The 24866-nt window shown below is 51.7% G+C and carries 25 protein-coding genes; 14 read left to right on the top strand and 11 right to left on the bottom strand.

Translation table 11 applies throughout. The features are described 5' to 3' along the window. Positions 1 to 178: 178 nt before the first annotated feature. From pstS to phoU, 5 genes are all read left to right on the top strand, one after another. A complete protein-coding gene (gene pstS / locus A6301_RS18780; protein WP_107168543.1) occupies positions 179 to 1216 on the top strand; it encodes a phosphate ABC transporter substrate-binding protein PstS in 1038 nt (345 codons plus the stop codon). Positions 1217 to 1378: 162 nt separating this feature from the next. Continuing rightward, positions 1379 to 2338 (top strand): phosphate ABC transporter permease PstC, encoded by a 960-nt coding sequence (pstC, locus tag A6301_RS18775; protein ID WP_005976607.1) that lies wholly within the window; start codon positions 1379 to 1381, stop codon positions 2336 to 2338. Continuing rightward, positions 2338 to 3225 (top strand): phosphate ABC transporter permease PstA, encoded by an 888-nt coding sequence (pstA, locus tag A6301_RS18770; protein WP_107168544.1) that lies wholly within the window; start codon positions 2338 to 2340, stop codon positions 3223 to 3225. The genes pstC and pstA overlap by 1 nt, the downstream gene beginning before the upstream one ends. 85 nt (positions 3226 to 3310) lie before the next feature. Further along, entirely contained in the window at positions 3311 to 4084 is a 774-nt protein-coding gene (gene pstB, locus A6301_RS18765; RefSeq protein WP_010681437.1) for a phosphate ABC transporter ATP-binding protein PstB, read from the top strand. 13 nt (positions 4085 to 4097) lie between these two features. Next, positions 4098 to 4829, top strand: coding sequence for a phosphate signaling complex protein PhoU (gene phoU / locus A6301_RS18760; protein ID WP_107168545.1), 732 nt, complete (start codon positions 4098 to 4100; stop codon positions 4827 to 4829). 60 nt (positions 4830 to 4889) lie between these two features. Here the strand turns inward: phoU and A6301_RS18755 are convergent, their stop codons facing one another. The 6 genes from A6301_RS18755 to A6301_RS18730 form a co-directional block, all read right to left on the bottom strand. After that, positions 4890 to 6224: an aspartate aminotransferase family protein gene (locus tag A6301_RS18755; RefSeq protein WP_234258483.1), complete on the bottom strand. Its 1335-nt coding sequence runs from the start codon at positions 6222 to 6224 to the stop codon at positions 4890 to 4892. Between the two features lie 43 nt (positions 6225 to 6267). Beyond that, positions 6268 to 7032: an amino acid ABC transporter ATP-binding protein gene (locus A6301_RS18750; protein ID WP_234258498.1), complete on the bottom strand. Its 765-nt coding sequence runs from the start codon at positions 7030 to 7032 to the stop codon at positions 6268 to 6270. A 29-nt stretch (positions 7033 to 7061) separates the two neighbouring features. Continuing rightward, complete coding sequence (locus tag A6301_RS18745; RefSeq protein WP_234258482.1) at positions 7062 to 7793, bottom strand: ABC transporter permease; 732 nt, start codon at positions 7791 to 7793, stop codon at positions 7062 to 7064. Beyond that, positions 7790 to 8482, bottom strand: a complete 693-nt coding sequence (locus A6301_RS18740) for an ABC transporter permease subunit (protein WP_234258481.1) — start codon at positions 8480 to 8482, stop codon at positions 7790 to 7792. The genes A6301_RS18745 and A6301_RS18740 overlap by 4 nt, the downstream gene beginning before the upstream one ends. Beyond that, positions 8479 to 9306 (bottom strand): transporter substrate-binding domain-containing protein, encoded by an 828-nt coding sequence (locus tag A6301_RS18735; RefSeq protein WP_234258480.1) that lies wholly within the window; start codon positions 9304 to 9306, stop codon positions 8479 to 8481. Before A6301_RS18735 ends, A6301_RS18740 begins: the two co-directional genes overlap by 4 nt. A gap of 129 nt (positions 9307 to 9435) precedes the next feature. After that, a complete protein-coding gene (locus tag A6301_RS18730) occupies positions 9436 to 9993 on the bottom strand; it encodes a helix-turn-helix domain-containing protein (protein WP_234258479.1) in 558 nt (185 codons plus the stop codon). Positions 9994 to 10086: 93 nt separating this feature from the next. On the opposite strand from A6301_RS18730, the gene A6301_RS18725 reads away from it, so the two are divergent. The 5 genes from A6301_RS18725 to A6301_RS18705 all read left to right on the top strand — a co-directional run bounded on the left by A6301_RS18725 (position 10087) and on the right by A6301_RS18705 (position 15064). After that, positions 10087 to 11271: a benzoate/H(+) symporter BenE family transporter gene (locus A6301_RS18725; RefSeq protein WP_234258478.1), complete on the top strand. Its 1185-nt coding sequence runs from the start codon at positions 10087 to 10089 to the stop codon at positions 11269 to 11271. Between the two features lie 262 nt (positions 11272 to 11533). Beyond that, on the top strand, positions 11534 to 12529 hold the full coding sequence (locus A6301_RS18720; protein ID WP_234258477.1) for a VirK/YbjX family protein: 996 nt from the start codon (positions 11534 to 11536) through the stop codon (positions 12527 to 12529). A 124-nt stretch (positions 12530 to 12653) separates the two neighbouring features. Then, positions 12654 to 13490, top strand: a complete 837-nt coding sequence (locus A6301_RS18715) for an ABC transporter substrate-binding protein (RefSeq protein ID WP_234258476.1) — start codon at positions 12654 to 12656, stop codon at positions 13488 to 13490. Positions 13491 to 13590: 100 nt separating this feature from the next. Then, the gene (locus tag A6301_RS18710; RefSeq protein WP_107168554.1) at positions 13591 to 14334 is read left to right on the top strand and encodes an amino acid ABC transporter permease; all 744 of its coding nucleotides are present in this window, start codon (positions 13591 to 13593) and stop codon (positions 14332 to 14334) included. Between the two features lies 1 nt (position 14335). Continuing rightward, positions 14336 to 15064, top strand: coding sequence for an amino acid ABC transporter permease (locus A6301_RS18705; RefSeq protein WP_234258475.1), 729 nt, complete (start codon positions 14336 to 14338; stop codon positions 15062 to 15064). A 7-nt stretch (positions 15065 to 15071) separates the two neighbouring features. On the opposite strand, the gene yieH is transcribed toward A6301_RS18705, so the two are convergent. After that, complete coding sequence (gene yieH, locus A6301_RS18700; protein ID WP_234258474.1) at positions 15072 to 15740, bottom strand: 6-phosphogluconate phosphatase; 669 nt, start codon at positions 15738 to 15740, stop codon at positions 15072 to 15074. 503 nt (positions 15741 to 16243) lie between these two features. Here yieH and A6301_RS18695 point away from each other — a divergent pair. Further along, positions 16244 to 17581: an NCS2 family permease gene (locus A6301_RS18695; RefSeq protein ID WP_107168558.1), complete on the top strand. Its 1338-nt coding sequence runs from the start codon at positions 16244 to 16246 to the stop codon at positions 17579 to 17581. Positions 17582 to 17635: 54 nt separating this feature from the next. Here A6301_RS18695 and A6301_RS18690 read toward each other — a convergent pair whose 3' ends face one another. From A6301_RS18690 to aegA, 3 genes are all read right to left on the bottom strand, one after another. Further along, positions 17636 to 18379, bottom strand: a complete 744-nt coding sequence (locus tag A6301_RS18690; RefSeq protein ID WP_107168559.1) for a 4'-phosphopantetheinyl transferase superfamily protein — start codon at positions 18377 to 18379, stop codon at positions 17636 to 17638. 188 nt (positions 18380 to 18567) lie between these two features. Next, positions 18568 to 19077, bottom strand: a complete 510-nt coding sequence (locus tag A6301_RS18685; protein ID WP_205540605.1) for a 4Fe-4S binding protein — start codon at positions 19075 to 19077, stop codon at positions 18568 to 18570. Beyond that, positions 19074 to 21098, bottom strand: coding sequence for a formate-dependent uric acid utilization protein AegA (aegA, locus tag A6301_RS18680; RefSeq protein WP_234258473.1), 2025 nt, complete (start codon positions 21096 to 21098; stop codon positions 19074 to 19076). The genes A6301_RS18685 and aegA overlap by 4 nt, the downstream gene beginning before the upstream one ends. 423 nt (positions 21099 to 21521) lie before the next feature. Here aegA and A6301_RS18675 point away from each other — a divergent pair, with 423 nt between their 5' ends. From A6301_RS18675 to A6301_RS18665, 3 genes are read left to right on the top strand one after another with little or no spacing between them, the layout of a single operon-like run. Further along, complete coding sequence (locus A6301_RS18675; RefSeq protein ID WP_015842352.1) at positions 21522 to 22193, top strand: CsgG/HfaB family protein; 672 nt, start codon at positions 21522 to 21524, stop codon at positions 22191 to 22193. An 18-nt stretch (positions 22194 to 22211) separates the two neighbouring features. After that, positions 22212 to 22571 carry a DUF4810 domain-containing protein gene (locus A6301_RS18670; protein WP_107168562.1) on the top strand — a complete coding sequence of 120 codons (360 nt, stop codon included), beginning with the start codon at positions 22212 to 22214 and terminating at the stop codon, positions 22569 to 22571. Beyond that, positions 22568 to 23227 carry a DUF799 domain-containing protein gene (locus A6301_RS18665; protein ID WP_205540607.1) on the top strand — a complete coding sequence of 220 codons (660 nt, stop codon included), beginning with the start codon at positions 22568 to 22570 and terminating at the stop codon, positions 23225 to 23227. Before A6301_RS18670 ends, A6301_RS18665 begins: the two co-directional genes overlap by 4 nt. 92 nt (positions 23228 to 23319) lie before the next feature. Here the strand turns inward: A6301_RS18665 and A6301_RS18660 are convergent, their stop codons facing one another. Beyond that, positions 23320 to 24822, bottom strand: coding sequence for an MFS transporter (locus tag A6301_RS18660; RefSeq protein WP_234258472.1), 1503 nt, complete (start codon positions 24820 to 24822; stop codon positions 23320 to 23322). Between the last annotated feature and the right edge of the window lie 44 nt (positions 24823 to 24866).

Genomic DNA, 24866 nt, shown 5'->3' with positions numbered 1-24866 from the left:
CCTCCTATATCCTATGCTGCCAAGCGATTTTCTTGCTTGTCATAAAACTGTCACATTGCGTACATTTTACTGTCACTAAATTGTCCTATTTTTCCTCCTGCGAACTACACTCTGATTTGATAACTCTGATTTGATAACGGCTCTACGTCGACACGTCGAGTATCCCACAGGAGGGATTATGAAACTGATGCGTACCACTCTTGCCAGTGTTGTTGCGGCAACCTTTTCTCTGACGGCATTTTCTGCTTTTGCTGCTAACCTCACCGGTGCCGGTGCGACATTCCCTGCGCCTGTTTATGCCAAATGGGCTGATTCCTATCAAAAAGAAACCGGTAATAAAGTTAACTATCAAGGCATCGGTTCTTCTGGTGGTGTAAAACAAATTATCGCTAAAACGGTAGATTTCGGTGCCTCTGACGCGCCTCTGGCTGACGACAAATTAGCACAGGATGGTTTATTCCAGTTCCCAACCGTTATCGGTGGCGTGGTACTGGCAGTGAACGTTCCTGGTATCAAATCTGGCGAATTGACGCTGGACGGTAAAACACTGGGTGATATCTACCTGGGCAACATCAAAAAATGGAACGACCCGGCAATTACCAAACTGAACCCGAATGCCAAGCTGCCGGATCAGGATATCGCTGTCGTTCGTCGTGCTGATGGTTCTGGTACGTCTTTCGTGTTCACCAGCTATCTGGCGAAAGTGAATCCAGAGTGGAAAGAGAAGATTGGTGCGGGTTCTACTGTGAACTGGCCGACCGGTCTGGGCGGTAAAGGTAACGATGGTATCGCAGCGTTCGTACAGCGTCTGCCTGGTTCTATTGGTTACGTAGAATATGCGTATGCCAAGCAGAACAACCTGGCTTACACCAAACTGATTTCTGCCGATGGCAAAGCGGTTAGCCCAACTGGCACCAGCTTCAGCAATGCGGCTAAAGAGATCGACTGGAGCAAGTCTTTCGCTCAGGATCTGACGAACCAGAAAGGCGCTGATGCATGGCCGATCACCTCAACCACCTTCATCCTGGTTCACACCAAGCAGGATAAACCTGAGCAGGGCGCTGAAGTGTTGAAATTCTTCGACTGGGCGTTCAAGAAAGGCGGCGAGCAAGCCGAAGCGCTGGACTACGCCACACTGCCGAAAGAAGTGGTTGAGCAAATCCGTGCTGCCTGGAAAACCCAGGTAAAAGACAGCAGCGGTAAAGCACTGTATTAATTATTGTATCGACCAGTCGTGTTGATAACCAGAGCGTGATGAGGTTGTCAGGTGCTGGAAATACGGTAGTGGAATAACACGTCGTATCGAGGCGGAGAGGTGATAGCAACCTCTCTGCCTTCAATAGCTTATTAAATGCAGTTAAAACGAGAAGAGAGACGTATGGCGGAGTACAAGCCAACTATCAAAGCCCCGGGAAAATATGGCGATATCCTCTTCAGCACGCTGGTAAAACTGGCGGCGCTGGTCACGCTCCTGCTGTTGGGAGGCATCATTGTTTCCCTGATTGTGGCGTCCTGGCCTAGCATCGAGAAGTTCGGTTTTGCCTTCTTGTGGACGAAAGAGTGGGATGCGCCCGCAGAGCAGTTTGGTGCACTGGTTCCTATTTACGGTACCGTCGTAACCTCACTGATCGCACTGATTATTGCGATTCCGATTAGCTTCGGGATTGCGTTATTTCTGACAGAGCTGGCACCAGCTTGGTTGAAACGCCCGCTTGGCGTAGCAATTGAATTGCTGGCGGCCATACCAAGTATTGTTTACGGCATGTGGGGGCTGTTTATCTTTGCTCCGCTATTTGCCAAATATTTCCAGCAGCCAGTAGGCAACGTCCTGTCCGGCATCCCTATTGTTGGTTCACTGTTCTCTGGCCCGGCGTTCGGGATTGGTATTCTGGCAGCTGGCGTTATTTTGGCCATCATGATTATCCCTTATATTGCAGCGGTCATGCGTGACGTGTTTGAGCAAACGCCAGTCATGATGAAAGAGTCCGCCTACGGCATCGGCTGTACGACGTGGGAAGTGATCTGGCGCATTGTGCTGCCTTACACCAAGAATGGTGTCATCGGCGGGGTGATGTTGGGATTGGGGCGCGCCTTGGGGGAAACCATGGCCGTTACCTTTATCATTGGGAACACTTACCAGCTCGACAGCGCGTCGCTGTATATGCCGGGCAACAGTATTACCTCTGCGTTGGCGAATGAATTCGCCGAAGCCGAATCCGGCGTGCACACAGCGGCGCTGATGGAGCTGGGTCTGATCCTGTTTGTTATTACCTTTATTGTTCTGGCGTGTTCAAAGCTGATGGTGATGCGTCTGGCAAAAAATGAGGGGGCGCGCTAATGGCGACATTAGGCATAGAGCAAGAAGCCGCACTGGCACGCTCGCGACGTAAAATGCAGGCCTGGCGTCGCCAGAAAAACCGCATTGCGCTGTTCTTATCCATGTCCACGATGGCTTTTGGCCTGTTTTGGCTGATTTGGATACTGTTCTCGACGGTGACTCGAGGCATCGATGGCATGTCTTTGGCATTGTTTACCGAGATGACACCGCCGCCTAATACGGCAGGTGGTGGATTAGCGAATGCCATCGTTGGTAGCGGATTGCTAATTCTATGGGCAACCCTGTTGGGTACGCCGCTGGGGATTATGGCGGGCATCTATCTGGCGGAATACGGTCGTAAATCCTGGATCGCCGAAGTGATTCGCTTCATCAACGATATTCTGCTGTCAGCGCCTTCCATTGTGGTTGGGTTGTTTGTCTACACGCTAGTGGTAGCCAAGATGCAGCATTTCTCCGGTTGGGCGGGTGTGATTGCACTGGCGCTGTTGCAGGTGCCGATTGTGATTCGTACCACAGAGAATATGCTCAAACTGGTGCCGGATAGCCTGCGTGAAGCGGCTTATGCACTGGGTACGCCGAAATGGAAAATGATTTCTGCGATTACGCTGAAAGCATCGGTATCGGGCATTATCACCGGGGTGCTGCTGGCTATCGCACGTATTGCGGGGGAAACGGCGCCGCTGCTGTTTACATCGCTGTCGAATCAGTTCTGGAGCACGGATCTGATGCATCCGATTGCTAACCTGCCGGTCACCATATTTAAGTTTGCTATGAGCCCGTTTGTGGAATGGCAACAGCTGGCCTGGGCGGGTGTACTGCTGATTACGCTGTGCGTTCTGCTACTGAATATTCTGGCGCGTGTTATTTTCTCTGCGAAGAAACACTAATTCGCTAAAAACCGTAATTAGCTGAAAAACACTAAACAAATTCAAGGCGTTGCCAGTCATCGCCAGGAAAAAGAGAGAAGTCTTGATGAGTATGGCTACTGAGACATCCAACAAAATCCAGGTACGCGATCTGAATTTCTATTATGGAAAATTCCATGCGTTGAAAAACATTACGCTGGATATTGCCGCGAATCAGGTTACCGCGTTTATTGGTCCGTCCGGCTGTGGTAAATCCACGCTGCTGCGTACGTTGAACAAAATGTATCAGCTCTACCCTGAGCAGCGCGCCGAGGGCGATATCCTGCTGGATGGCAATAACATCCTGACCGATAAGCAAGATATCGCGCTGCTGCGTGCCAAGGTGGGGATGGTTTTCCAGAAGCCGACGCCGTTCCCGATGTCCATTTACGATAACATTGCGTTTGGTGTTCGCCTGTTTGAGAAGCTGTCCCGCGCGGATATGGATGAGCGTGTTCAGTGGGCGCTAACCAAAGCGGCGCTGTGGCAGGAAACGAAAGATAAGCTGCATCAGAGCGGCTACAGCCTGTCTGGTGGTCAACAGCAGCGTTTATGTATTGCGCGCGGTATTGCGATTCGCCCGGATGTCTTGCTGCTGGATGAACCGTGCTCTGCACTCGACCCGATTTCTACCGGTCGCATTGAAGAGCTGATCTCTGAGCTGAAAAAAGATTACACCGTGGTCATCGTGACGCATAACATGCAGCAGGCAGCGCGTTGTTCAGATCATACGGCGTTTATGTATTTAGGTGAGCTGATTGAGTTCAGCGATACTGATACCCTGTTTACTGCCCCACGGCAGAAGCAGACTGAAGATTACATCACCGGCCGTTACGGTTGATTAGGAAAGCATCATGGATAATCTGAATCTGAACAAACACATTTCCGGTCAGTTTAACGCCGAACTGGAACACATTCGCACGCAGGTCCTGACTATGGGCGGGCTGGTGGAGCAACAGCTGAGTGATGCGATTACCGCGATGCATAATCAGGATGCGGAGCTGGCTCAGCAGGTGATTGAAGGCGACGCCAAAGTTAACATGATGGAAGTGGCGATCGATGAAGCCTGCGTGCGCATTATTGCGAAACGTCAGCCGACCGCCAGCGATCTGCGTTTGGTGATGGCGATCATCAAAACCATCTCTGAGCTGGAGCGTATCGGCGATGTGGCGGATAAAATCTGTCGCACCGCGCTGGAGAAATTCTCCCATCAGCATCAGCCGCTGCTGGTGAGCCTGGAATCATTGGGCCGCCACACCGTGCAGATGCTGCATGATGTGCTGGATGCCTTTGCCCGTATGGATCTGGACGAAGCAATCCGTATTTATCGTGAAGATAAGAAAGTGGATAAAGAGTACGAAGGGATTGTGCGTCAGTTGATGACTCACATGATGGAAGATCCTCGTACTATCCCGAGTGTACTGACGGCGTTGTTCTGCGCCCGTTCTATTGAGCGTATCGGCGATCGTTGTCAGAACATCTGCGAATTTATCTTCTACTTTGTCAAAGGTCAGGATTTTCGCCACCTTGGTGGTGATGCGCTGGAAAAGCTGTTGGCTGAGAAAGACAAGAAAGCGGAAGAGTAACGCGATTCCGCGCTTAGCCTCTGATAACGCCCTGCTTGCAGGGCGTTAGTTTCTTTGTGGTTACTTGCGACCGATCCACGTGGTGGCATGCCTCAGCGTGTTTTCCACCGAATGTACAAGCCGATCCACCTCGTCAGCGGTAATGACCAGCGGTGGTGTCAGCGACAGTGCGCCACCATGAATGGACAGAATGACCCCTTCCTTTTCACGTGCGTACCGAGGAATCTCTGCCAGCAGTTCGGGATAGTGGCGGAAGAGCGATACCTTCGTGGCCTTATCCGCCACCAGTTCCAGACCAATCATTAACCCGCGACCGCGAATATTGCCGACTATCCCCAGATCGTTTAATGGTGCCAACGCGCTAAGTAACTGTTCGCCGCGCGTGCGGGAAGCCTGAACCAATTGCTCATTCTCGATGATATCGATATTGGCGCTGGCGACGGCGCAGGCAACCAGATGCCCTGCGAACGATCCACCACCACCAGCACCTTCAATGGTTTCTGCGAATGATTCGCTGAGCAGCAGAGCGGCAATCGGCATATATCCGCTGGCAATTCCCTTCGCCAGCACGATCACATCGGGTGTGAGCTGATAATCATTGGCGGTAAACCAGGCTCCGGCTCTGCCGAAGGCTGTCACCACTTCATCAACCACAAACAGAATGCCGTGTTTCTTCAGCAACGCGGCAACCTTCGGCCAATAGTCGTCCGGGGCTGGGATCATGCCCGCAGGCCCCCAAACCAGTTCGCCAAATAGGGCGGCAATATTTTCGGCTCCGTGTTCGCGAATTGCCTCATCCAATTCCTGTAGGCAGAAATCTGTCGCACTCTGCTGGTTGAACCACTCGGAATGATAGGACCACGGCGGCGTTAACTGGATGACCTGAGCATCGCCATTTCCCTGATGGATGCCCATCAGCTCTAAACCGCCATAGGTACGGCCATGAAAAGCACCACGATGAACCAGTATTTTTTTTCGTTGTGGTTCGCCACGGCGCTGGTGGAAAAGGCGTACAAGCTGTAACGCCTCATCATCGGCTTCTGAACCGCTGCTCATGAACCGAACTTTTCCTATATTTCGGGGCGCACGCGAAATGAGTTTCTCGGCTAACTCGATAGACGGGGGATTAGCAAAGTAGGCTGCTGTCGTGAAGTGCGCCAACTGTTCCATTTGCTGAGCGGCCACCTGTGCCAACTCCCGGCGCCCGTGACCTACCTGAGCCAGCCAGGCTCCCGCATGAGCGTCGAGAAAGGCACGGCCATGTTCATCCCATACCGTGCTCCCTTTACCTTTGACCAACACAAAACGTTCTTTATTGGCACGGTTCCCGCTGACGTGCTGAACGACCTTGCGATCGCGTTCCGCCCAATGTCCTGTTGCCTGTGCTTTCGTCATTTCTGGTTCCTTTTTTTGTGAGCGAGTGCATAACGCTCAACGATCATAATGCCCGTATAAATGTGTTGAAGCGATCCGAACCGCCGCTGCTGAACAGGGCATCCGGCGACCCTTGTGTATCAATGCGCCCCTGATGTAAGAATAAAATCTGATCGGATACTTCACGTGCAAAGGCAATTTCGTGCGTGACGATCACCATCGTTCTCCCTTCTTGCGCCAGAGAACGGATGACTGCCAGTACCTCACCAACGAGCTCTGGGTCGAGGGCCGATGTGGGTTCGTCTAGCAGGAGTATTTCAGGATTGACCGCTAAGGCTCTGGCAATCGCGCCGCGCTGCTGTTGTCCGCCAGATAACTGCGCCGGATAGTGGTGTTTTCGTTGATATAACCCCACCCGCTGGAGCAAATGTTCTGCTTGCTCGATCGCTACTTGTTTTGGGGTATGCCATAACTGAATGGGAACCTCCGTGATGTTTTGCAATAACGTGAGGTGGGGCCAAAGGCGGTAATTTTGAAAAACCATGCCCATTCGCCGGCGTAGACGGGTAATCGCGGCGCTGAGGTGCCGTGGATCGCATGAGGGCGATAGCGAGATTGTTTCGTCCAGCAATGAAATATTGCCAGTATCCGCTAATTCGAGGAAATTCAGGCAGCGCAATAACGTAGATTTCCCTGAACCGGAACGGCCAAGTAGCGAAACCACGCCCCCTTTGCGCGCTTGTAATGAGATGTCATGTAGCACGCTAACCGCGCCGTAATGTTTACTCAGATGGCTGACCCGTAAAATAGCGTCCCGGCTATCGGTCATCGCACCAGAAAGAGAATGTGTTGTCATGTTTAGGATGCACTGTTTTTGGCGCGAAGCTTATGGGGCTGACTGGCCGATTTTTTATCATGACGATAATTTGTCAGATGACGCTCCAGGCGATACACGATGCCCGTAGCGACGAGCGTAATAACAATATAGATCACGCCTGCGACGGTAATGACCGGAAACACGCTGTACGTTTTGCTAATGATGGTTCTGGCGATACCGGTGACTTCTGCGAGCGTAATCGTGGAGGTTAACGACGTGACCTGAATGGCGCGACCGACTTCGTTACTGTAGGCGGGCAGCGCCTGACGTAACGCCAGCGGAAAGACAATAAAACGGTAGATCTTGACCGTCGACAGCCCCAGACTTTTCCCCGCTTCGATCATCCCATTATCGACGGCGCGTAGGCCACCACGAAAGACTTCACACACGTACGAAGCCTGATAAAGCGATAACACGATGATGGCGCACCAGAGGGGATCGCGAAAATAGGGCCAGAGTACGCTATGGCGTATGAAAGAAAATTGCCCGGCACCGTAATAGACAAGAAATAGCTGCAAGAGCACCGGAACCGTACGGAAAACAAAAAGATAGCTATCCGTTAGCCGCACCAGTCCCTTGATCCCAGATGTTTTTAACAGCGACAATCCGATGCCGATCAACACGCTGAATAATAAGGTTGATGCGGTGATTGCCAGCGTTAACGGCACGCCAGCGAGTAGCGAGGTTACCGTAGTGAGCCATTCCCCGTTCATTGCGCGGCCCCTTTTTTCGCCGCGATGCGTCGCTCCCATCCGCCTACCCACCAGGATGACACTAGTGCCACGACCATATACAACAAGGCTGCTATCGAATAAAAAACAAACGGTAGACGCGTTGAGCCTGCGGCAATTTGGGCTTGTCGCAGGATCTCCATGACACCGACCACGGACACGAGCGATGAGGCTTTTAAGGTGGTTAACCAGATATTGCCAATGCCGGGTAACGCCGTGGGCAGCGCTAAGGGGATAATAATGCGGGTGAGCAGCTTTCGCCCCGTCATGCCAAAGGCGGTTGCCGATTCAATATAGATTTTATCGATAGCGAGGACAGCACCGCGGAACACTTCCGATAGCAGCGCAGAGCTGGTAATCCCCACGGCGATAATCCCCGTGATAACGGGGGACGGAACGATGGCGGCACTATCCAGAAACGCGGAAATATCGCTCAGGAAGAGGATACCGCCGAAGAAAAAGAAATAAATAATCAATAAATCGGGCACGCCGCGCAGTATCCAGACATAGGCTTGCGCCGCCCGGCACAACACCGGACGGGAGGACAAACGTCCGTAAACGACGACAATAGCGATCAGTACGGCAAGAATAAAGCTGAACCCTGCGACATACAGCGTTACCCAAGCCGCCTGTATCAACAGAAACAGCCAATTCCAATCGAAGGCACTCATGCTGACGGCGTTTTAGGAATGGAATCGAACTTCAGCCATTTGATGGATAACGCCGACACCGTGCCATCATGGATTGCGGCGTCAATGGCGTTATTGAGTTTTTCCTTTAAGGCCTGTTCATCTTTACGCAGCGCGATACCGATACCGCCCTCATCGGCGATTTCTGGTCCGAATCGAATAAAGGTGTCCTGATGCTGGCCTTCCAGCAGCGGAGTGAGATTGACCGATACGCCTAATACGGCATCCAAACGTCCCGCTTCCAGATCGATTTTCAGGTTATCGTCGGTGTCGTATTCCTTAATCTCGACACCCTGCTGGCGAAAGGTGTTATCGGCAATCGCTTGCTGAATGGTCCCGCGCTGGACGCCGAGCGATTTCCCTTTGAGTGCGGCGATAGCGGCGTCTGATGTGATGATGTTTTTAAACAGCGCCCCTGAGCCAACCAGCCAACTGGGTGTGGTTGAATAAGGGTGAGTAAAATCTATCTGTTTTTTTCGCTCTTCCGTAATAGAGATGCCCGACATGATGGCATCGTATCTTTTAGCGAGCAGGGCGGGAATAATACCTTCCCAAGACTGACTAATGACGGTGCATTCTTCGTTGATTCTTTTGCACAGGTCGTTAATGAGGTCTACTTCAAACCCTTCGATTTTTCCGTTTGAGGTACTGTAATTATAAGGCGGAGAAGCGCCATCCATCGCAATGGTTAATTTGGCCGTTGCCTCTGGTGAGGTGGCTGAAAATACGGAGAACAAGAATAACGGCGTAATGCACCGTGAGAATAAACTCGCACGATGTACGGTATTGGCTTTTAACTGACCCATAGAACGTTAACCCCATAAAACGAATGGGAAGAAATTCTATTTCGCGCGCGCCGATTGTCTAATACGTATTTTTGCTATCAATATCTATTTATTTGATTTTTAACCCTATTGGGACAGAAATCGCTCAGGTTACGGATAGTGAATCAAATCGTGGAAGCGCACCGTGGTGTTGGTAGGATTGTGGTAGCCGTGCTCTCTGTCGGCGGCAAAGCGCAGGGCGTCACCGGTGGACAATAAGTGGGTCTGCCCATCAACGGTCATCTCTAACTGGCCTTCCAACACAATAATATGCTCGATCACCCCGTTTTCATGTGGCGATGATGTGCTGCTGGCACCCGCAGCTAGCTCAATAACCAGCATATCGAAATGCAGTTTTTCGTCGTAGGGAAAGAGTGGTACCGCGCGCATTCCTGCGGCATTTTCCCTGAATGTTGAACCAGCCCCTGAGCGATACGTCACGTCTTCATCCGTGAGCGTCGGTTCAATAAAGGTTGAGAACGCGACATTTAGGCCCGTCGCAATTTTCCACAGAATCGCGACCGTCGGGCTGGATTCACCGCGCTCGATCTGACCGAGCATCGCTTTACTGACACCCGTTTCTTCCGCTGCTCGCGTGAGGCTCCAGTTTTTCTCCTGCCTTAACGCTTTCAATGTATCGCCAATACGGCAAGTTAACTCATCAGACATCGATGTTGGCTCCTGCTTGTGCGTTATAACGCACGCTGCTATGTTAACGCTTTCTGTGCGTTATAGCGCACGATAAGAGTGGGATGCTATACCATGCCTGCGTCATTTGCGCTAAAAGATGTCACGTTTTCGACCCTCATCGCAGGTTTTGTTGCGGTGCTGGTGGGCTACACCAGTTCAGCCGCCATCATTTTTCAGGCAGCGGAAGCGGCGGGTGCCAGTGCGGTGCAGATCGGCGGCTGGTTAACCATGTTAGGGATTGCCCAAGGACTGGCGTCGATTAGCCTATCGCTGTATTACCGTGCGCCGATACTGGCTGCCTGGTCAACGCCGGGGGCGGCGCTGCTGGTCACCAGCTTGCCGGGTACGTCGCTCAATGAGGCGATCGGCGTATTCCTGTTTTCTTCTGCGCTTATTTTTATCTGCGGGATTACGGGTCTGTTTGCCCGCTTGATGAACGTCATTCCACAAGCCATTTCTGCTGCGATGTTGGCAGGGATTCTGCTGCGCTTTGGTGCAGATGCCTTTCTTTCTCTGCAACAGGATTTCTGGCTCGCTTTTGCGATGTGCGTGACGTATTTGCTCAGCCGTCGGCTGCTACCCCGCTTTGCCATTGTGTTAACGCTGCTTGCAGGCCTGTTGCTAGCGTTATGGCGTGGGCAAATTGCGGTTTCTGATTCGCCGCTGGTATTTGCCGTGCCGGAATTTATCGCGCCGCATTTTTCGTGGGCGTCTCTGCTGGGTGTCGGCATTCCGTTTTTCATTGTCACTATGGCGTCGCAGAATGCACCGGGCGTTGCCACGCTGAAAGCCGCGGGCTATCAGATTCCCGTATCGCCGCTGATTACTATTACGGCATTAATCGCGTTGATATTGACGCCGTTCGGCGGCTTTTCCGTGTGTATTGCCGCGATTACTGCCGCGATCTGTATGGGATCAGATGTGCATCCCGATCCAAAAAAACGCTATCTTGCCGCTGTCGCGGCAGGTGGATTTTATCTACTGGCGGGCGTTTTCGGTGGATCGATCGGGCAGCTTTTTACCGCGCTGCCGCAGCCGCTGATTCATGCTATCGCTGGTTTAGCGCTGCTTAGCACTATTTCGGGCAGTTTGTATCGCGCCTTGCTGGATGAAGAGCAGCGCGATGCGGCGGTGGTCACTTTCCTGATTACCGCGTCTGGATTAACGCTGTGGGGCATTGGCGCGGCGTTTTGGGGACTCATTGGGGGGATGATGACCTGGCTGGTACTGTCTGGGAGAAAAGTGGCGTTACGCTGAGTACATCAGGAAAAACAGGCGAGCACCTAATACAGGTCACTTAAGCCCGTTGTTAGGGAAACACAGGGGGAGGTTCCCGCAGGGAGGCCTCACCCCTGTGGTCGCCCGAGTATCTCGATGCTTAAACGATCGCCATTAGGTGAGCGCCTATCTTAAATTAATCTTCAACGAACGAGAGAACGCTGCTTTTTCGGCGTCGCGATTTTAGTTTCATTGATGAATGTCCCGTTACGATTTCGTCATCTTAATCATGGTGGCATTCATGGACATTACCTCTACACAATCACTTGGCAGTACGAAGACCCAGTTTCGTGCCGCATTTTCCCTGTTACTGGCATTAGCAACGGGTAAACATAAGCCGGATCGGCGCTGGGAGAGTCTCCAGTGGCGTATAAAATATACATCCCGAGTGATGCTTCACCCGCTGCTGACCATGAAATGGCTCAGTTTTATCGTCGATTATCCCGTACAGGATATTTTTCAACGTGACGGCAATGAGCTTTATAGTAAGCTCCAGCGCCCCTACCTGATGGCATCACTGCCGACACATCAAACCTGTACGGCCTTAATAGATCATTACCGTTTTATTCAATCATTGCCGTCACACCGCCAGCGTTTGCTATATAGCCAGAACGGGGGCGGTAATGTATTGGCCAATTTTCAGGGAAAAGGCGGTGAAAATTACACGCTTCGCCTGATGACTAACGATCAAATGTGTAAGGAAGGTGAACTTTCCCTACAGCTTGAGACCAGCGAGCACGTGCTGGCACAGATGACATTCTCCATCCTGTGCATTGAGGGGGAAATGAGCCTGTTTATCGGTGGAATCCAAGGGCCGGATGCACAAACGCCGCATCACGTTATTCAGGGTGCGACGCGAGATTGCCACAGCCTGTTCCCCAAACGCATTCTTCTGGAAGGCCTGCTTAACCTGGCTCGTTGCCTTAATCTGGCGCGCGTTATCGCAGTCAGTAACGAAACGCATATCTATAAACACTGGCGCTATCGCAGTAAGAAACGCCATGTTTTTCTGGCCGACTACAATGCTTTCCTTTTCGCTCACGGTGGTCAACCGCGGTCTGATGGCAACATTACGCTGCCGTTATCGCTTCCGAGAAAGTCTGAACAGGACATTCCCAGCCGCAAGCGGGCAGAATACCGCCGACGCTATGCGCTCTTTGATGAGGTAGCCAGCCAAATTGATGACGTACTCGCCGGTAGTCTGCCGTTTTCCATCAATCTACCTAGCCGTACCTGAGTCAGGATAATCTGCCAGAATACCGAAGTAACATAAGGTTATATTATAGCTATTTATGTTATTTCCCGCGTTTTCACCCTGCTGATAGCCTGCTGTTAATACAGCAATAATTAAGGGGCAGGGAATGAAAAAGCATATTTTGACCGTGACGTTGTTGGCCGGGTTGGCTTCCGTTTCTGGTGCTGCACAAGCAGACAAACTGGATGATATTCAGAAGGTGGGCGTGGTGAAAATTGCCGTCTTCGACAGCAATCCGCCGTTTGGCTACGTCGATCCGCAGAGCAAAAAGCTGGTGGGTTATGATGTGGATATCGCCGAGGCAATTGGTAAGGCGCTGGGCGTGAAGGTTGAGCTGCGTGCGACCAACCCGGCTAACCGTATTCCTCTGCTAAGTTCGCAGAAAGTCGATCTGATTGCCGCGAATTTCACTATTACCGATGAGCGCGCCAAGCAGGTTAACTTTAGTATTCCTTACTTCGCGACCGGACAAAAATTCATCGCCCGTAAAGGCGTATTGAAAACGCCGGACGACATCAAAACGCTGCGTATCGGTGCGGATAAGGGCACCGTGCAGGAAATTACCCTGCGCGAACATTACCCGACCGCCAAAGTGATTTCTTACGACGATACGCCGTTGGCTTTTGCCGCGCTGCGTAACGGCAATGTTCAGGCTATCACGCAGGATGATGCCAAACTGGTCGGCTTGCTGGCTAACGTGCCTGATGCACAGAAGGCCGAATTCGAAATTTCTCCGTTCAGCATTACCAAAGAATATCAAGGTGTTGGTATTCCGAAGGGCGAAGAGCGTCTGACAGCGAAGATTAATGACACGCTGATTAATCTGGAAAAACAGGGCGAAGCGAAGACCATTTACGATCGCTGGTTCGGGCCGAGCACGAAATCATCTCAACCGCGCGGTGATTTCACCTTTGCCCCGTTGGATCAGCAGCCTAAATCCTGATAGCTAACGTATTCAGTGCTATGATCCTCGCCCTCTGCATCCTATTGCAGGGGGCATTTCTATTTGTACCTCGTGATAATGACAAAGAGAGATAAAACGTATGGATACGGCGCTGCAATCGCTTGAGTCGTGGCTGTTGGCTCCCCAATATCTTATCTGGCTGTGGCACGGTTTCCTGATCACACTGGGTATTTCCCTCGGTACGATCGTGCTGTCTACGGTGTTGGGTTTTCTGCTGGCAGCGGCCAGAGACAGTCAGATTCACGTGTTGCGTGGCGCCGTTGTGGCATATAGCTCGCTATTTCGTAATACGCCGCTGCTAGTACAGCTGTTTTTTTGGTATTTCGGTGCTGGGCAGCTTTTCCCCTCAGAGATGATGCAATGGCTGAATACCCCTCATACCATCTCGTTGTTGGGCACGACATTAGCGTGGCCTTCTTTTGAATTTTTGGCTGGATTGGCCGGGTTGACGCTCTACTCCAGCGCGTTCATTGCGGAAGAGATCCGCTCCGGTATTCGCGGCGTGGCGCGTGGGCAGAAGTATGCCGCGCATGCTCTGGGGTTAACGGGCTGGCAATCCATGCGTTACGTGGTGCTGCCGCAAGCGCTAAAGATTGCTCTGCCGCCGCTGCTTGGGCAGTACATGAATATCGTTAAGAACTCGTCGTTGACGATGGCAATTGGCGTCGCCGAGTTGTCCTACGCGTCGCGTCAGGTGGAAACGGAAACCTTGCGTACGTTTCAGGCATTTGGCGTGGCGACGGTGTTGTACATCGTGATTATTGCCGTGATGGAAGGCTGGGGCATGTGGCGCCAGCAGCGTGGTTTGGCGGAGAAGCACTGAGATGGATTTTACCGTTATCACCGATAATATCGGCTATTTGATGTGGGGTACGTTCCCTGAGGGGCCACTGGGTGGCGCGGCGCTGACGCTGGTGATGAGCCTGCTGGCGGGCGTCGCCTCTGCCGTTTTAGGGACGATTTTGGGCGTGGCGCTGGCGATGTCGCGAGGCGTATGGAGCGCGCTGTTGGCGATGGTGCTAGGGTTCTTCCGGGCGATTCCCGTCATTATGCTGATTTTCTGGACTTACTTCCTGTTGCCGATCGTGTTTGGTGTTGATATCCCTGAAATCACTACCGTGGTGTGCGCGCTGGCGCTGATCGCCTCGGCATATCTGGCTCATGGTGTAAAGGCGGGCATTGTCGCCATCGGGCGTGGTCAGTGGCAGGCCGGACTCTCGCTGGGGCTGAGCCGCTGGCAGGTACTGTGGCAAATTGTACTTCCGCAGGCGCTGCGGATGATGGTGCCTTCCTTTATTAACCAGTGGATTTCCCTGATTAAAGATACCTCACTGGCCTACATTGTTGGCGTTGGCGAACTGACCTTTCTTGCTACGCAGGTCAATAACCGCAGCATGGTCTACCCGATGGAAGTTTTCCTGTTTGTCGCGCTGGTCTACTTTGTGTTTTGCCTGTCGCTGGAACTGCTGGCGAATGCGGTTAATGCCCGTTTTAGCCAGCAGGAAAAGCAGCCGAAGCGTCGTCTGCTGTGGTGGCGGAATAAGCCAGCCTGAAATGCGGTTATTGCGCGGTGATAGTCCAGCCTTTTTCGCGCCAGATTTGCGGCAGTTCGCGCATATCGTCAAACATCGTGACCAGCGGGTGATGAATCGGCTGGTTGTGGGGATCGGCGCAGTAATAGAACACGGGAATGCCCGCCGCGATGCCTGCCTGTACGCCAGCGGCAGAATCTTCAACCAGAATGCAGTGTTCAACAGGAAGCTGTAACTGCTCGGCGGCGTGATACAGCACTGCTGGGTCGGGTTTCCACTTTTTCAGATCGTAGCCGCTATAGAGATGGTCGCCAAACAAATCGAGCATGTGCGTCAGGCCGAGCGAATGCTGCATCTTACTCACCGGGCCGTTGGAAACCACCGCCATCGGGACGGTGATGGACTGCACTAATTCACGTGCACCCTCGATAGGTTGCAGGTACTCATCGAACAGACGCTTCACTTCTTGCCGGAAATGACGCTCCGCGTCTTCTACCGATACGGTTAAGCCATGCTGCTGGCTGATGCGGGCAATAATCTCGTACAGCTTCACGCCCTTGTAGGTTTTTATCACCTCCTCCAGCGATAAGTTCACCCCATACGGAATGAAGATATTCACATAGGCCTGGCAACACAGCACTTCGCTATCAACCAGCGTGCCATCACAGTCGAAGAAGACGCATTCAATACGGGGCATGACTAATCCTTATCGATGAAATAAAGCAAATACCTAATGCCGATCATGTAAGAACCGAAATACACGGAGCGACCACATGGCGAGGCTTCCTGTGGGAACCTCATCCCCGTGTTTCTCCTAAAAATGGACTTAAGTGATCAGGATTAAGCCGATGACTCTTACTTTAACTAATTGACCCAATATTGCGACCTATACTCGTCATACTTCAAGTTGCATGTGCGTTGGCAGCGTTCAGTCACCCGAATCACTTACTTGAGTAAGCTTATCGGGATTCCTTCTCTTGCCGCCTTCCTGAAACTCGAATTATTTAGAGTATATAAAGCTATTTTCACGGCGATCTTGCAGAAAATTAAGGGGTTTCAAACGAGGGATTTCGGCGCAATAGCCATGGGGTTAATAGGTTCTTCTTATTTGATGAAAAAAAACGTGGGATCAACGTAAAAACGTAGAATTTTGTTATAGGATACCCGACGACAGTTATTCCCTTCTTTGGATTGGTACTAATGAATAAATCACAACCCGGTTCTGCTACCGAGCAGGGCCTGCTGGAGCGCGTGTTTAAGCTTAAACAACATGGCACTACAGCACGTACGGAAACGATTGCTGGTTTCACGACGTTTTTGACGATGGTTTACATCGTTTTTGTTAACCCGCAGATTTTGGGCGTCGCGGGGATGGATACCAAAGCGGTCTTTGTGACCACCTGTCTGATTGCGGCATTCGGCAGTATTTTAATGGGGCTGCTGGCTAACCTGCCTGTGGCACTGGCTCCGGCAATGGGATTGAATGCGTTTTTCGCTTTTGTTGTTGTAGGTGCGATGGGGCTGCCATGGCAGGTGGCGATGGGCGCTATTTTCTGGGGCGCAATCGGTTTCCTGTTGCTGACTATCTTCCAGATTCGCTATTGGATGATCGCCAATATCCCGCTTAGTCTGCGTCTGGGTATTGCCAGTGGTATCGGGTTGTTTATTGCCATGATGGGCCTAAAAAACGCCGGTATTATCGTTCCCAACCCTGAAACACTGGTGACGATTGGTAACCTGACTTCACACAGCGTGCTGTTGGGTGCTCTGGGCTTTTTCATCATTGTGGCGCTGGCTTCACGTAATATTCACGCCGCTGTGCTGATTTCCATCGTGGTGACGACCTCAATCGGCCTGTTGCTGGGTGATGTTAAATTTACTGGCGTGTTTTCACTGCCGCCAAGCGTAACGTCGGTGGTCGGTCAGGTTGATCTGATGGGGGCGCTGAACCTCGGGATGTCCGGCATTATTTTCTCCTTCATGCTGGTTAACCTGTTTGACTCCTCTGGCACGCTGATTGGCGTGACGGACAAAGCTGGACTGGTCGATGCTCGCGGTAAGTTCCCGCGTATGAAGCAGGCGCTGTATGTTGATAGCATCAGCTCTGTGGCGGGTTCATTTATCGGGACATCATCTGTTACTGCGTATATTGAAAGTTCTTCAGGTGTGTCCGTGGGTGGACGCACCGGTCTGACTGCTGTGGTTGTTGGCCTGCTGTTCCTGCTGGTGATCTTCCTGTCACCGCTGGCGGGTATGGTGCCTGCCTATGCGGCCGCTGGCGCGCTGATTTACGTGGGCGTATTGATGACGTCCAGCCTGGCACGCGTGAAGTGGGACGACCTGACCGAAGCCGTTCCTGCCTTTATTACCGCGGTGATGATGCCGTTCAGCTTCTCGATTACTGAAGGGATCGCGCTGGGCTTCATTTCTTACTGTGTGATGAAGTTGGCGACGGGGCGTTGGCGTGAAATCAGCCCTTGCGTGGTGGTGGTTGCACTGCTGTTCCTGCTGAAAATCGTGTTTATCGACGGGCATTAATTGGTTCGTGGCTCCGGGGTTTCCCGGAGCCTCAGCCAGCGACGAGGCAGATGGCTACTGTGATGCGGTAGAGGTGACTTTTTCTATCGTATGGCTGGTTAACTTCATATAGCGTACAGATTGGCGCTGCTGCTGTAAGATTTCCCCCGACTTTCTCATGCCCGATGCCGATGTGTATTTCCACATGACGAGTCGGTTAAGCGTGGGGATATGGGCGCAGGCCCATGCAAGATAATCATCAACATCGCTCATCACTTCTACGGCTGGTATGTCGGTTGAACGTAGCCTGCCGGAGGCGGGGTGAAGTTTAAGGTTATGGGGAAGATGGCTATTTGCACCAGGCATTTTCACCAGCGACTGACGAATGGTGCATAATTGCGTTGCCGCTTCCAGTGGGTCGCGCTGAGCGTCAATCCACGCCTGTTCAGCCTGCGTTTGCGCCTGCATCTGTGGGACGGTCTGATTTGTTGGCCTGACATGAACGATTTCGATATCCATACCGACGCTTCCCTCTTCGCTCAGGAGGATAGCAATCGTATTGCCTGCATAGCCGATGCTGAAATTGGGTAGATTAGGATCGGCAAAATAAGGACGACCTTCAGGGGACACCAGCAGCGTGGGTAACAGCGGATAACCGAAAAAATAGAACATCATCTCAGCCAGCAGCGCTCGGCTTTTCAGATAACGCTCACGGCGTTTGGCTGAAAAACTTTGTGTTGATGAGATGAGCCTATCAGGCAGTCTTTGTAATTCAGGAAGCGCTTCCGTGCTTGTCCACCTGACAAAATGGCAGGTCATTGTTCACTCCATGATCGTGATAAAAGATGGGAACCTATCAGGTACTACCAATGCATATTATCAGACTAATATGTGATCTAAAGAAAAATCGATGGATAAATCGGCGATAATTATTAATTAGGCACAACGAATTTTCTGTATTGCGTGTTGTTTAGCGATCCTTCCCTGTCCGCCACATTCCCGCCTGTTTAATGGCTTGACCATCCCAATGCGGAACGCTGTTGTTTTTCCCGCGTCTGCTTGCGCAACTCATCCTCTGTCACTAATCGCAGCGCCGATGTCGGACACACGCTGACACAGGAAGGGCTTGGAGCTACATCGACGCATAAGTCGCATTTGTGGACTTCACTTTGCGTATTCTCGTCATTTGAGGCTTTCGTTACCACATTGATGGCACCGAAGGGACAGGCGACCACACAGCTTTTGCAGCCGATGCAGCGGGACTGGATAACCTGAACACTGTCTCGATCGCGCACCAGCGCGTCATTTGGGCACACGCTGGCACAGGGGGCGTTCTCACACTGGCGACAAAGAACGGGTACGCTGATGCTGGCGCTTTTAATCACTTTCAGGCGGGGAAAGAAATGAGATGGCCGCAGTTGTGCACTTTGGCCACCGCTATGAGCGACCGCGCAGGCGATCTCACAAGTCCGGCAGCCGATACATTTTTCTGCTTCGGCGATAACAAATTGATTCATGAGCGGACCTCCTCGCGGGTTGCGTTCATCTCTGGGCGTTGCGGGTGGGCGGGAATAGCCCCGGTTACGGCGGTCAGCCCCATTGTCGCAATCATTCCCAATGCGGCTTTTCGTCCATCCGCAATGGCGGTAACCACCAGATCGGCACCGCGTACGGCGTCACCGCCAGCAAAAATACGCGGATGATTGGTTTGGCAAGGTATCTGACTATCGAGAGGGGCTGTGATGTATCCCCAATCATCTAGCTCGACGTCCGCTTCTTCCAGCCATGGCATTCTGTGTGACTGAAAACCAAATGCGGTTATTACGGCTTCTGCGGGTTGAATGAATTCCGAGCCAGGAATGGGGCGCGGACGACGGCGGCCGCTGGCATCAGGCTCGCCCAGTTCGGTACGAACCAGACTAATACCGCACACTTCGCCCTGTTCATTGAGGCAGATTTTTTGTGGCTGGACGTTAAACATGAACTCCACGCCTTCTTCGCGGGAGTTTTTCACCTCTTTTTTCGAACCGGGCATGTTGGCTTCATCACGACGATAGGCGCAGGTTACAGATATCGCACCTTGCCGAACGGATGTGCGCAGGCAGTCCATCGCAGTGTCCCCACCGCCGAGCACGACGACGCGTTTGCCCGCCATCGAGATATAGGGCTCATCGTCTAATTCAGGTAATCCCATAACGTGTTTGGTATTGGCGATCAGGAAAGGAAGCGCGTCGAAGACGCCGGGTGCCTCTTCATTATCAATATTGGCTTTCATGGAGCGATAGGTGCCCACACCGAGGAAAACGGTGTCATAGTCGTCCAGAAGCTGAGCCAGAGAAATGTCTTTCCCCACCTCGGTATTCAGCTGGAAGTTGATGCCCATTGAGCGGAATACTTCACGACGATGAATCAGAACGTCTTTGTCCAGTTTGAACGACGGAATCCCGAACGTGAGCAGGCCACCAATTTCCGGGTGACGATCGAACACGACGGCCTGTACGCCGTTGCGTGCCAACACATCGGCACAGGCTAGCCCAGCCGGGCCAGCCCCGACGATCGCGGCACGCTTTCCGCTGGGAATGACACGCGTCATATCGGGCGACCAGCCCATTTCCATCGCGGTATCGGTAATGTAGCGCTCAACGTTGCCGATGGTGATCGCGCCATATTCTTTGCCCAGCGTACAAGCCCCTTCGCATAATCGGTCCTGCGGGCATACCCGACCACAGATTTCTGGCAGGCTGCTGGTTTGATGCGAGAGCTCGACGGCTTCAAGAATGCGACCTTGCTTTGCCAGGCTTAGCAATTCGGGAATATTGTTATGCAGCGGACAGGTCCACTCGCAGATCGCGCGTTTGCCACAGGAAAGGCAGCGGTCAGCCTGATCTTCCGTCTGCTGCACGGAGAAGCCATGATAGATTTCATCAAACGTTGAGGTTCTCTTGGTCAGCGGCTTTTTCTCTGCATCCCGGCGTGGCCAGTTTTTTCTTTTACTGAGTGGATTAGTCGTCACCGTTTTCAGCACGGGCGTTTCACGCTGCCAGTGGGAAGCTGAACGTTGCGCCATCACGTGCTGTTTCTCTTGGCGACGGTCAGCTAGCGTTTGTTCACTGACTAACTGCAATGCCTGCGTTGGGCAGGCTGCCACACACGCTTGTCCTTCTGGGCGGTCGGCGCAGAGATCGCATTTATGAGCGACGGTGCTGTTGTCCACAGGGTTTGTTACCATCGACATCGCGCCAAACGGGCAAGCTAGTACACAGCTTTTGCAGCCGATGCACTTTTCCTGAACGAGCTGAATGCTATTGTCCTTTCTGATCAAGGCCTGTGTTGGGCACACGCCTGCGCAGGGTGCATCTTCACAGTGACGGCATGTCACGGCAGCCCGAAGCTTTGGCGTATTGAACGCCTTGATTCTGGGCTGAAATACCGTAGCGCTATCTGGATAGCGGTCGTCATTGTGTGAAATCACACAGGCGATTTCACATGCATGGCACCCCATGCAGTCTTGAGTACTGGCAATAACAAATCGGTTCATTACCTTTTCCCACCCTTGATCCCTCGATCGTGGCCTTTATCCTAATAGCTGGATAACTCTCTGACCTTGATATAAAGCAGGTAAAAAGTCGGTTAATGTTAAATTCCACTCGTGTTATTCATGAAATTATTGAATCGTTTCAGTGGGTTGCGATGTTAGGTGAAAGTAATGGCATGGTTGCATATAACCTTGTTTTTTATCCGGTTTATTGTGATTTATCTCGGGTAAAAATTCTGATTTTCATTACTTTTGTTAATTTTCCTATGAAATAACTCGTTACTTTTACTTACGCCCTTCATAATGCCGGACATCATTTAAATGCAGCAAAACAGTGTTTAAGCTAAATAATATTTTTTACGATATTTTCATTATGAATCAATAACAGGGCTTGCTCAGGGTTAATAGTCACTAAGGGATAGTGTTATGAATAAAAAAGTCGTTCTATGTTCTGTATTCATGTCAGCTGCGCTATTGAGCGGATGTGCCACAGAGTCTTCTCGTACCGTAGAAGCCCAAAAAGTGACTTCTTACAGTACGCCTTATCAGGGCGTTCGCAGCCCGATTTCTGTCGGAAAATTTGAAAACCGCTCTAACTACATGAACGGTATTTTTTCTGATGGTGTTGACCGCTTAGGTAATCAATCCAAGACCATTCTTGTGAGCCATCTTCAGCAGAGTGGCCGTTTTAACGTGTTGGATCGCACCAACATGGAAGAGCTGAAAGCAGAAGCGGGTATTAAAGGGCAAACGCAGACGCTGAAAGGCGCGACCTATGTTGTTACCGGCGATGTGACCGAGTTTGGTCGCAAAGAGGTGGGTGACCATCAACTGTGGGGCATCCTTGGTCGCGGTAAAACACAGGTTGCTTACGCAAAAACCACGTTGAATGTGGTGAACGTACAAACGTCTGAAGTGGTGTATTCCGTACAAGGTGCGGGCGAGTACACGTTGTCCAACCGTGAAATTATCGGTTTCGGCGGTACGGCCAGTTATGACTCGACGCTGAACGGTAAAGTGCTGGATTTGGCTATTCGTGAAGCCGTCAATAATCTGGTTGCAGGAATTGAAAGCGGTGCCTGGCGCCCAGCGAACTAATGGAATAGGAATATAACCATGTTATCTCATAAGAAAGTTACCCTGCTATTGGCAGTAGCGGTACTGGCTGGCTGCGCGTCCGCGCCGAAAACGATTTACAGCTGGGACAACTATCAGCCTGCGCTTTATGATTATTATCAACAAGATAAAGTCGGTCCAGAACAACAGATCCTTGCTCTGAATGAGTCGATCGAAAAAGCGAAAGCCGCAAATAAGCCTGTTCCGCCGGGACTCTATGCTCAACTTGGGTTGCTGTACGCCAATACTGGCCGTGATAGTGAAGCTCGCCAACAGTTTGAAACTGAAAAAGCGAAATTCCCTGAATCAGCACCTTTCATGGACTTCCTGTTGAGCAAAAATAAAGGGAATATTAAATGAATCGTTTCTTAGGATTATGTGGTCTGGTTTTTGCGCTGGTGCTGACTGGCTGTGCTAAACCCGTACCTTATGACTACACGTCATTTAAGCAGAGTAAGCCGAAGTCTATTCTGGTCTTACCGCCGGTTAACCATTCTCCTGATGTGAAAGCAAGCTACAGTCTGCTTTCACAAGTCACCTACCCGCTGGCAGAATCCGGTTATTACGTATTGCCTGTTGCGGTAGTGGATGAAACGTTCAAACAGAATGGCTTATCTACCGCGTCGGATATCCATGCGCTGAGCACGGCGAAGCTGCACCAAATTTTTGGTGCTGATGCTGCGTTATATCTGGATGTGAAAGAGTACGGCACGTCATACATCGTGATTAGCAGCGAAACCCGCGTTTCTGCGGATGCGCGTCTGGTTGATCTGCGTACCGGCAAACTGCTGTGGAGCGGAAGCGCAACGGCTTCCAGCAACGAGCAGCAATCAAATTCTAACGGCGGCATCATCGGTGCTCTGGTGCAGGCTGCGGTGAGCCAGATTGCGGACACGATCTCCGACAAAGGCCATGATGTTGCTGGCGTGACCAGCTCGCGCCTGCTCGCGGCAGGTCATCCACGCGGGATGCTGTACGGGCCTCGCTCATTGCAATACGGTAAAGAAACGTACTGATCTGCCAGGTAGTACATCGCTAAATCGACATAACCAACGCCGTTCGTCATTGAACGGCGTTTTTTATCACCTTAGTTCGGTCGTCGGTGATGCTACGCGTCAGCGGCCTGATTGCGATGTTGTTTATGATTGCGCGTTATCCAGACGAAGGCCGAGGTTAGCAACAGAATCAGCGTTGCGACTGCCAGTACGGCGGAAAACCCAGAATCAAAAGCGGCATGTGCCTGTGTGATAAGCGTCCGCTGCATATTTTCTGGTAAGGATTCGGCAAAAATTAACGCTTCATCCAGACTGTCATAGGCGGTGTCCGGTACGGTAAACCCAGTAGGTAGCATAAACGTCGCAGAATAAGCGAAAGACAGCAAACTGCCCATCAACGTCACCCCTGTTGCGCCACCCAATTCATAAGACACTTCTTCTATTGATGCTGCCATCCCCGCTTTTGCCGCGGGAGCAACCTGCATAATGGTGCTCGATGCGGCTGTCATGGTTGATCCCACACCAGCGCCAATCACCGTCAAGCTGATGATTTGTACCACTGTGCTGGCATTGTGCAGCAGCAGATAGCTCCCCATACCCAATGCCGAAATCAGCAGGCCTGCCGCCAGTATTTTCCCACTATTCACATGCGGTAATATCTTTCCGGTCAATGGACCGGAGATAAAAGACGCCAGCGACAGCGGTAAAATGAACAATCCTGCCTGTAGTGGAGATAGCCCGACCACTAACTGCAATCGCTGTGTGAAAGCCAGTTCCATTCCGATCAATGCGGCAGCCGCCACGATGGCAGCCGCTACAGCGGCGCTGAAAGGCCGCAGGCGGAAGAGGGAGAAATCTACTAAAGGATGCGTGCTGTTACGCTGACGCCTGACGAATAGGGTAATGAATGCTACACCGATAAGCAGAGCGATCAGCGCATCGTCATAAGAGGGAACTCGCTTGCCCAGTTCTTTTATGGCATAGGTCACACCAATTAAACCTACCATGATTAATAGGGAACCAATGAAATCCCAGCGGTGTGAGGCGTTGCCTGGTCGATGTGGAATCACGGTGATTCCCATGATGAGTGCAAGCAGCACTACGGGTACATTAATGAGGAAAACCGATCCCCACCAGAAATATTCAAGCAGTATCCCCCCCATTACGGGGCCAAATGCTGCGCCGCCGGATGCCACCGCAGCCCAGATACCAATTGCCAGCGCGCGTTCCCGTTCATCAACGAAGGTCAGACGGATAATCGAGAGGGTGGCTGGCATCATCATGGCTGCCCCTACCGCCAGCAAAGCGCGAGCGGCGATAAGAATACCGGGGGTGGGCGAATAAGCCGCCAGCAATGATGCGGTACCAAAAACCACCAGGCCAGAAATAAATAAAGGCTTATGGCCTAGCTTATCACCCAGTGTACCCATGCCCAACAGCAAACCAGAAGCGACCAGCGCGTAGATATTAACGATCCACAGCTTATCCGATGCGGTCGCGTGCAAATCATGGGTTAGCGTTGGGAGCGCGGTGTACAGCACCGTCATATCGATAACAATCAGGAAAAGGGCACTGGAAACAATGGCCAAAATCAGCCACTTTTTTGGTGATTGCATAGCGGGGTCTCTATCTTCGATTTCATCTGTGAATAGCAGATTCG

Origin of the sequence: Pectobacterium sp. IFB5596 (assembly GCF_021432585.1) — a bacterium.
GTDB lineage: Bacteria > Pseudomonadota > Gammaproteobacteria > Enterobacterales > Enterobacteriaceae > Pectobacterium > Pectobacterium punjabense.
Note: the sequence above shows the minus strand (reverse complement) of the source record. Positions and strands in the feature narration are given on the sequence as shown.

Coding starts and splice junctions, on each gene's coding strand:
- pstS (WP_107168543.1), top strand. CDS start 179: ATGAAACTGATGCGTACCACTCTTGCCAGTGTTGTTGCGGCAACCTTT.
- pstC (WP_005976607.1), top strand. CDS start 1,379: ATGGCGGAGTACAAGCCAACTATCAAAGCCCCGGGAAAATATGGCGAT.
- pstA (WP_107168544.1), top strand. CDS start 2,338: ATGGCGACATTAGGCATAGAGCAAGAAGCCGCACTGGCACGCTCGCGA.
- pstB (WP_010681437.1), top strand. CDS start 3,311: ATGAGTATGGCTACTGAGACATCCAACAAAATCCAGGTACGCGATCTG.
- phoU (WP_107168545.1), top strand. CDS start 4,098: ATGGATAATCTGAATCTGAACAAACACATTTCCGGTCAGTTTAACGCC.
- A6301_RS18755 (WP_234258483.1), bottom strand. CDS start 6,224: ATGACGAAAGCACAGGCAACAGGACATTGGGCGGAACGCGATCGCAAG.
- A6301_RS18750 (WP_234258498.1), bottom strand. CDS start 7,032: ATGACCGATAGCCGGGACGCTATTTTACGGGTCAGCCATCTGAGTAAA.
- A6301_RS18745 (WP_234258482.1), bottom strand. CDS start 7,793: ATGAACGGGGAATGGCTCACTACGGTAACCTCGCTACTCGCTGGCGTG.
- A6301_RS18740 (WP_234258481.1), bottom strand. CDS start 8,482: ATGAGTGCCTTCGATTGGAATTGGCTGTTTCTGTTGATACAGGCGGCT.
- A6301_RS18735 (WP_234258480.1), bottom strand. CDS start 9,306: ATGGGTCAGTTAAAAGCCAATACCGTACATCGTGCGAGTTTATTCTCA.
- A6301_RS18730 (WP_234258479.1), bottom strand. CDS start 9,993: ATGTCTGATGAGTTAACTTGCCGTATTGGCGATACATTGAAAGCGTTA.
- A6301_RS18725 (WP_234258478.1), top strand. CDS start 10,087: ATGCCTGCGTCATTTGCGCTAAAAGATGTCACGTTTTCGACCCTCATC.
- A6301_RS18720 (WP_234258477.1), top strand. CDS start 11,534: ATGGACATTACCTCTACACAATCACTTGGCAGTACGAAGACCCAGTTT.
- A6301_RS18715 (WP_234258476.1), top strand. CDS start 12,654: ATGAAAAAGCATATTTTGACCGTGACGTTGTTGGCCGGGTTGGCTTCC.
- A6301_RS18710 (WP_107168554.1), top strand. CDS start 13,591: ATGGATACGGCGCTGCAATCGCTTGAGTCGTGGCTGTTGGCTCCCCAA.
- A6301_RS18705 (WP_234258475.1), top strand. CDS start 14,336: ATGGATTTTACCGTTATCACCGATAATATCGGCTATTTGATGTGGGGT.
- yieH (WP_234258474.1), bottom strand. CDS start 15,740: ATGCCCCGTATTGAATGCGTCTTCTTCGACTGTGATGGCACGCTGGTT.
- A6301_RS18695 (WP_107168558.1), top strand. CDS start 16,244: ATGAATAAATCACAACCCGGTTCTGCTACCGAGCAGGGCCTGCTGGAG.
- A6301_RS18690 (WP_107168559.1), bottom strand. CDS start 18,379: ATGACCTGCCATTTTGTCAGGTGGACAAGCACGGAAGCGCTTCCTGAA.
- A6301_RS18685 (WP_205540605.1), bottom strand. CDS start 19,077: ATGAATCAATTTGTTATCGCCGAAGCAGAAAAATGTATCGGCTGCCGG.
- aegA (WP_234258473.1), bottom strand. CDS start 21,098: ATGAACCGATTTGTTATTGCCAGTACTCAAGACTGCATGGGGTGCCAT.
- A6301_RS18675 (WP_015842352.1), top strand. CDS start 21,522: ATGAATAAAAAAGTCGTTCTATGTTCTGTATTCATGTCAGCTGCGCTA.
- A6301_RS18670 (WP_107168562.1), top strand. CDS start 22,212: ATGTTATCTCATAAGAAAGTTACCCTGCTATTGGCAGTAGCGGTACTG.
- A6301_RS18665 (WP_205540607.1), top strand. CDS start 22,568: ATGAATCGTTTCTTAGGATTATGTGGTCTGGTTTTTGCGCTGGTGCTG.
- A6301_RS18660 (WP_234258472.1), bottom strand. CDS start 24,822: ATGCAATCACCAAAAAAGTGGCTGATTTTGGCCATTGTTTCCAGTGCC.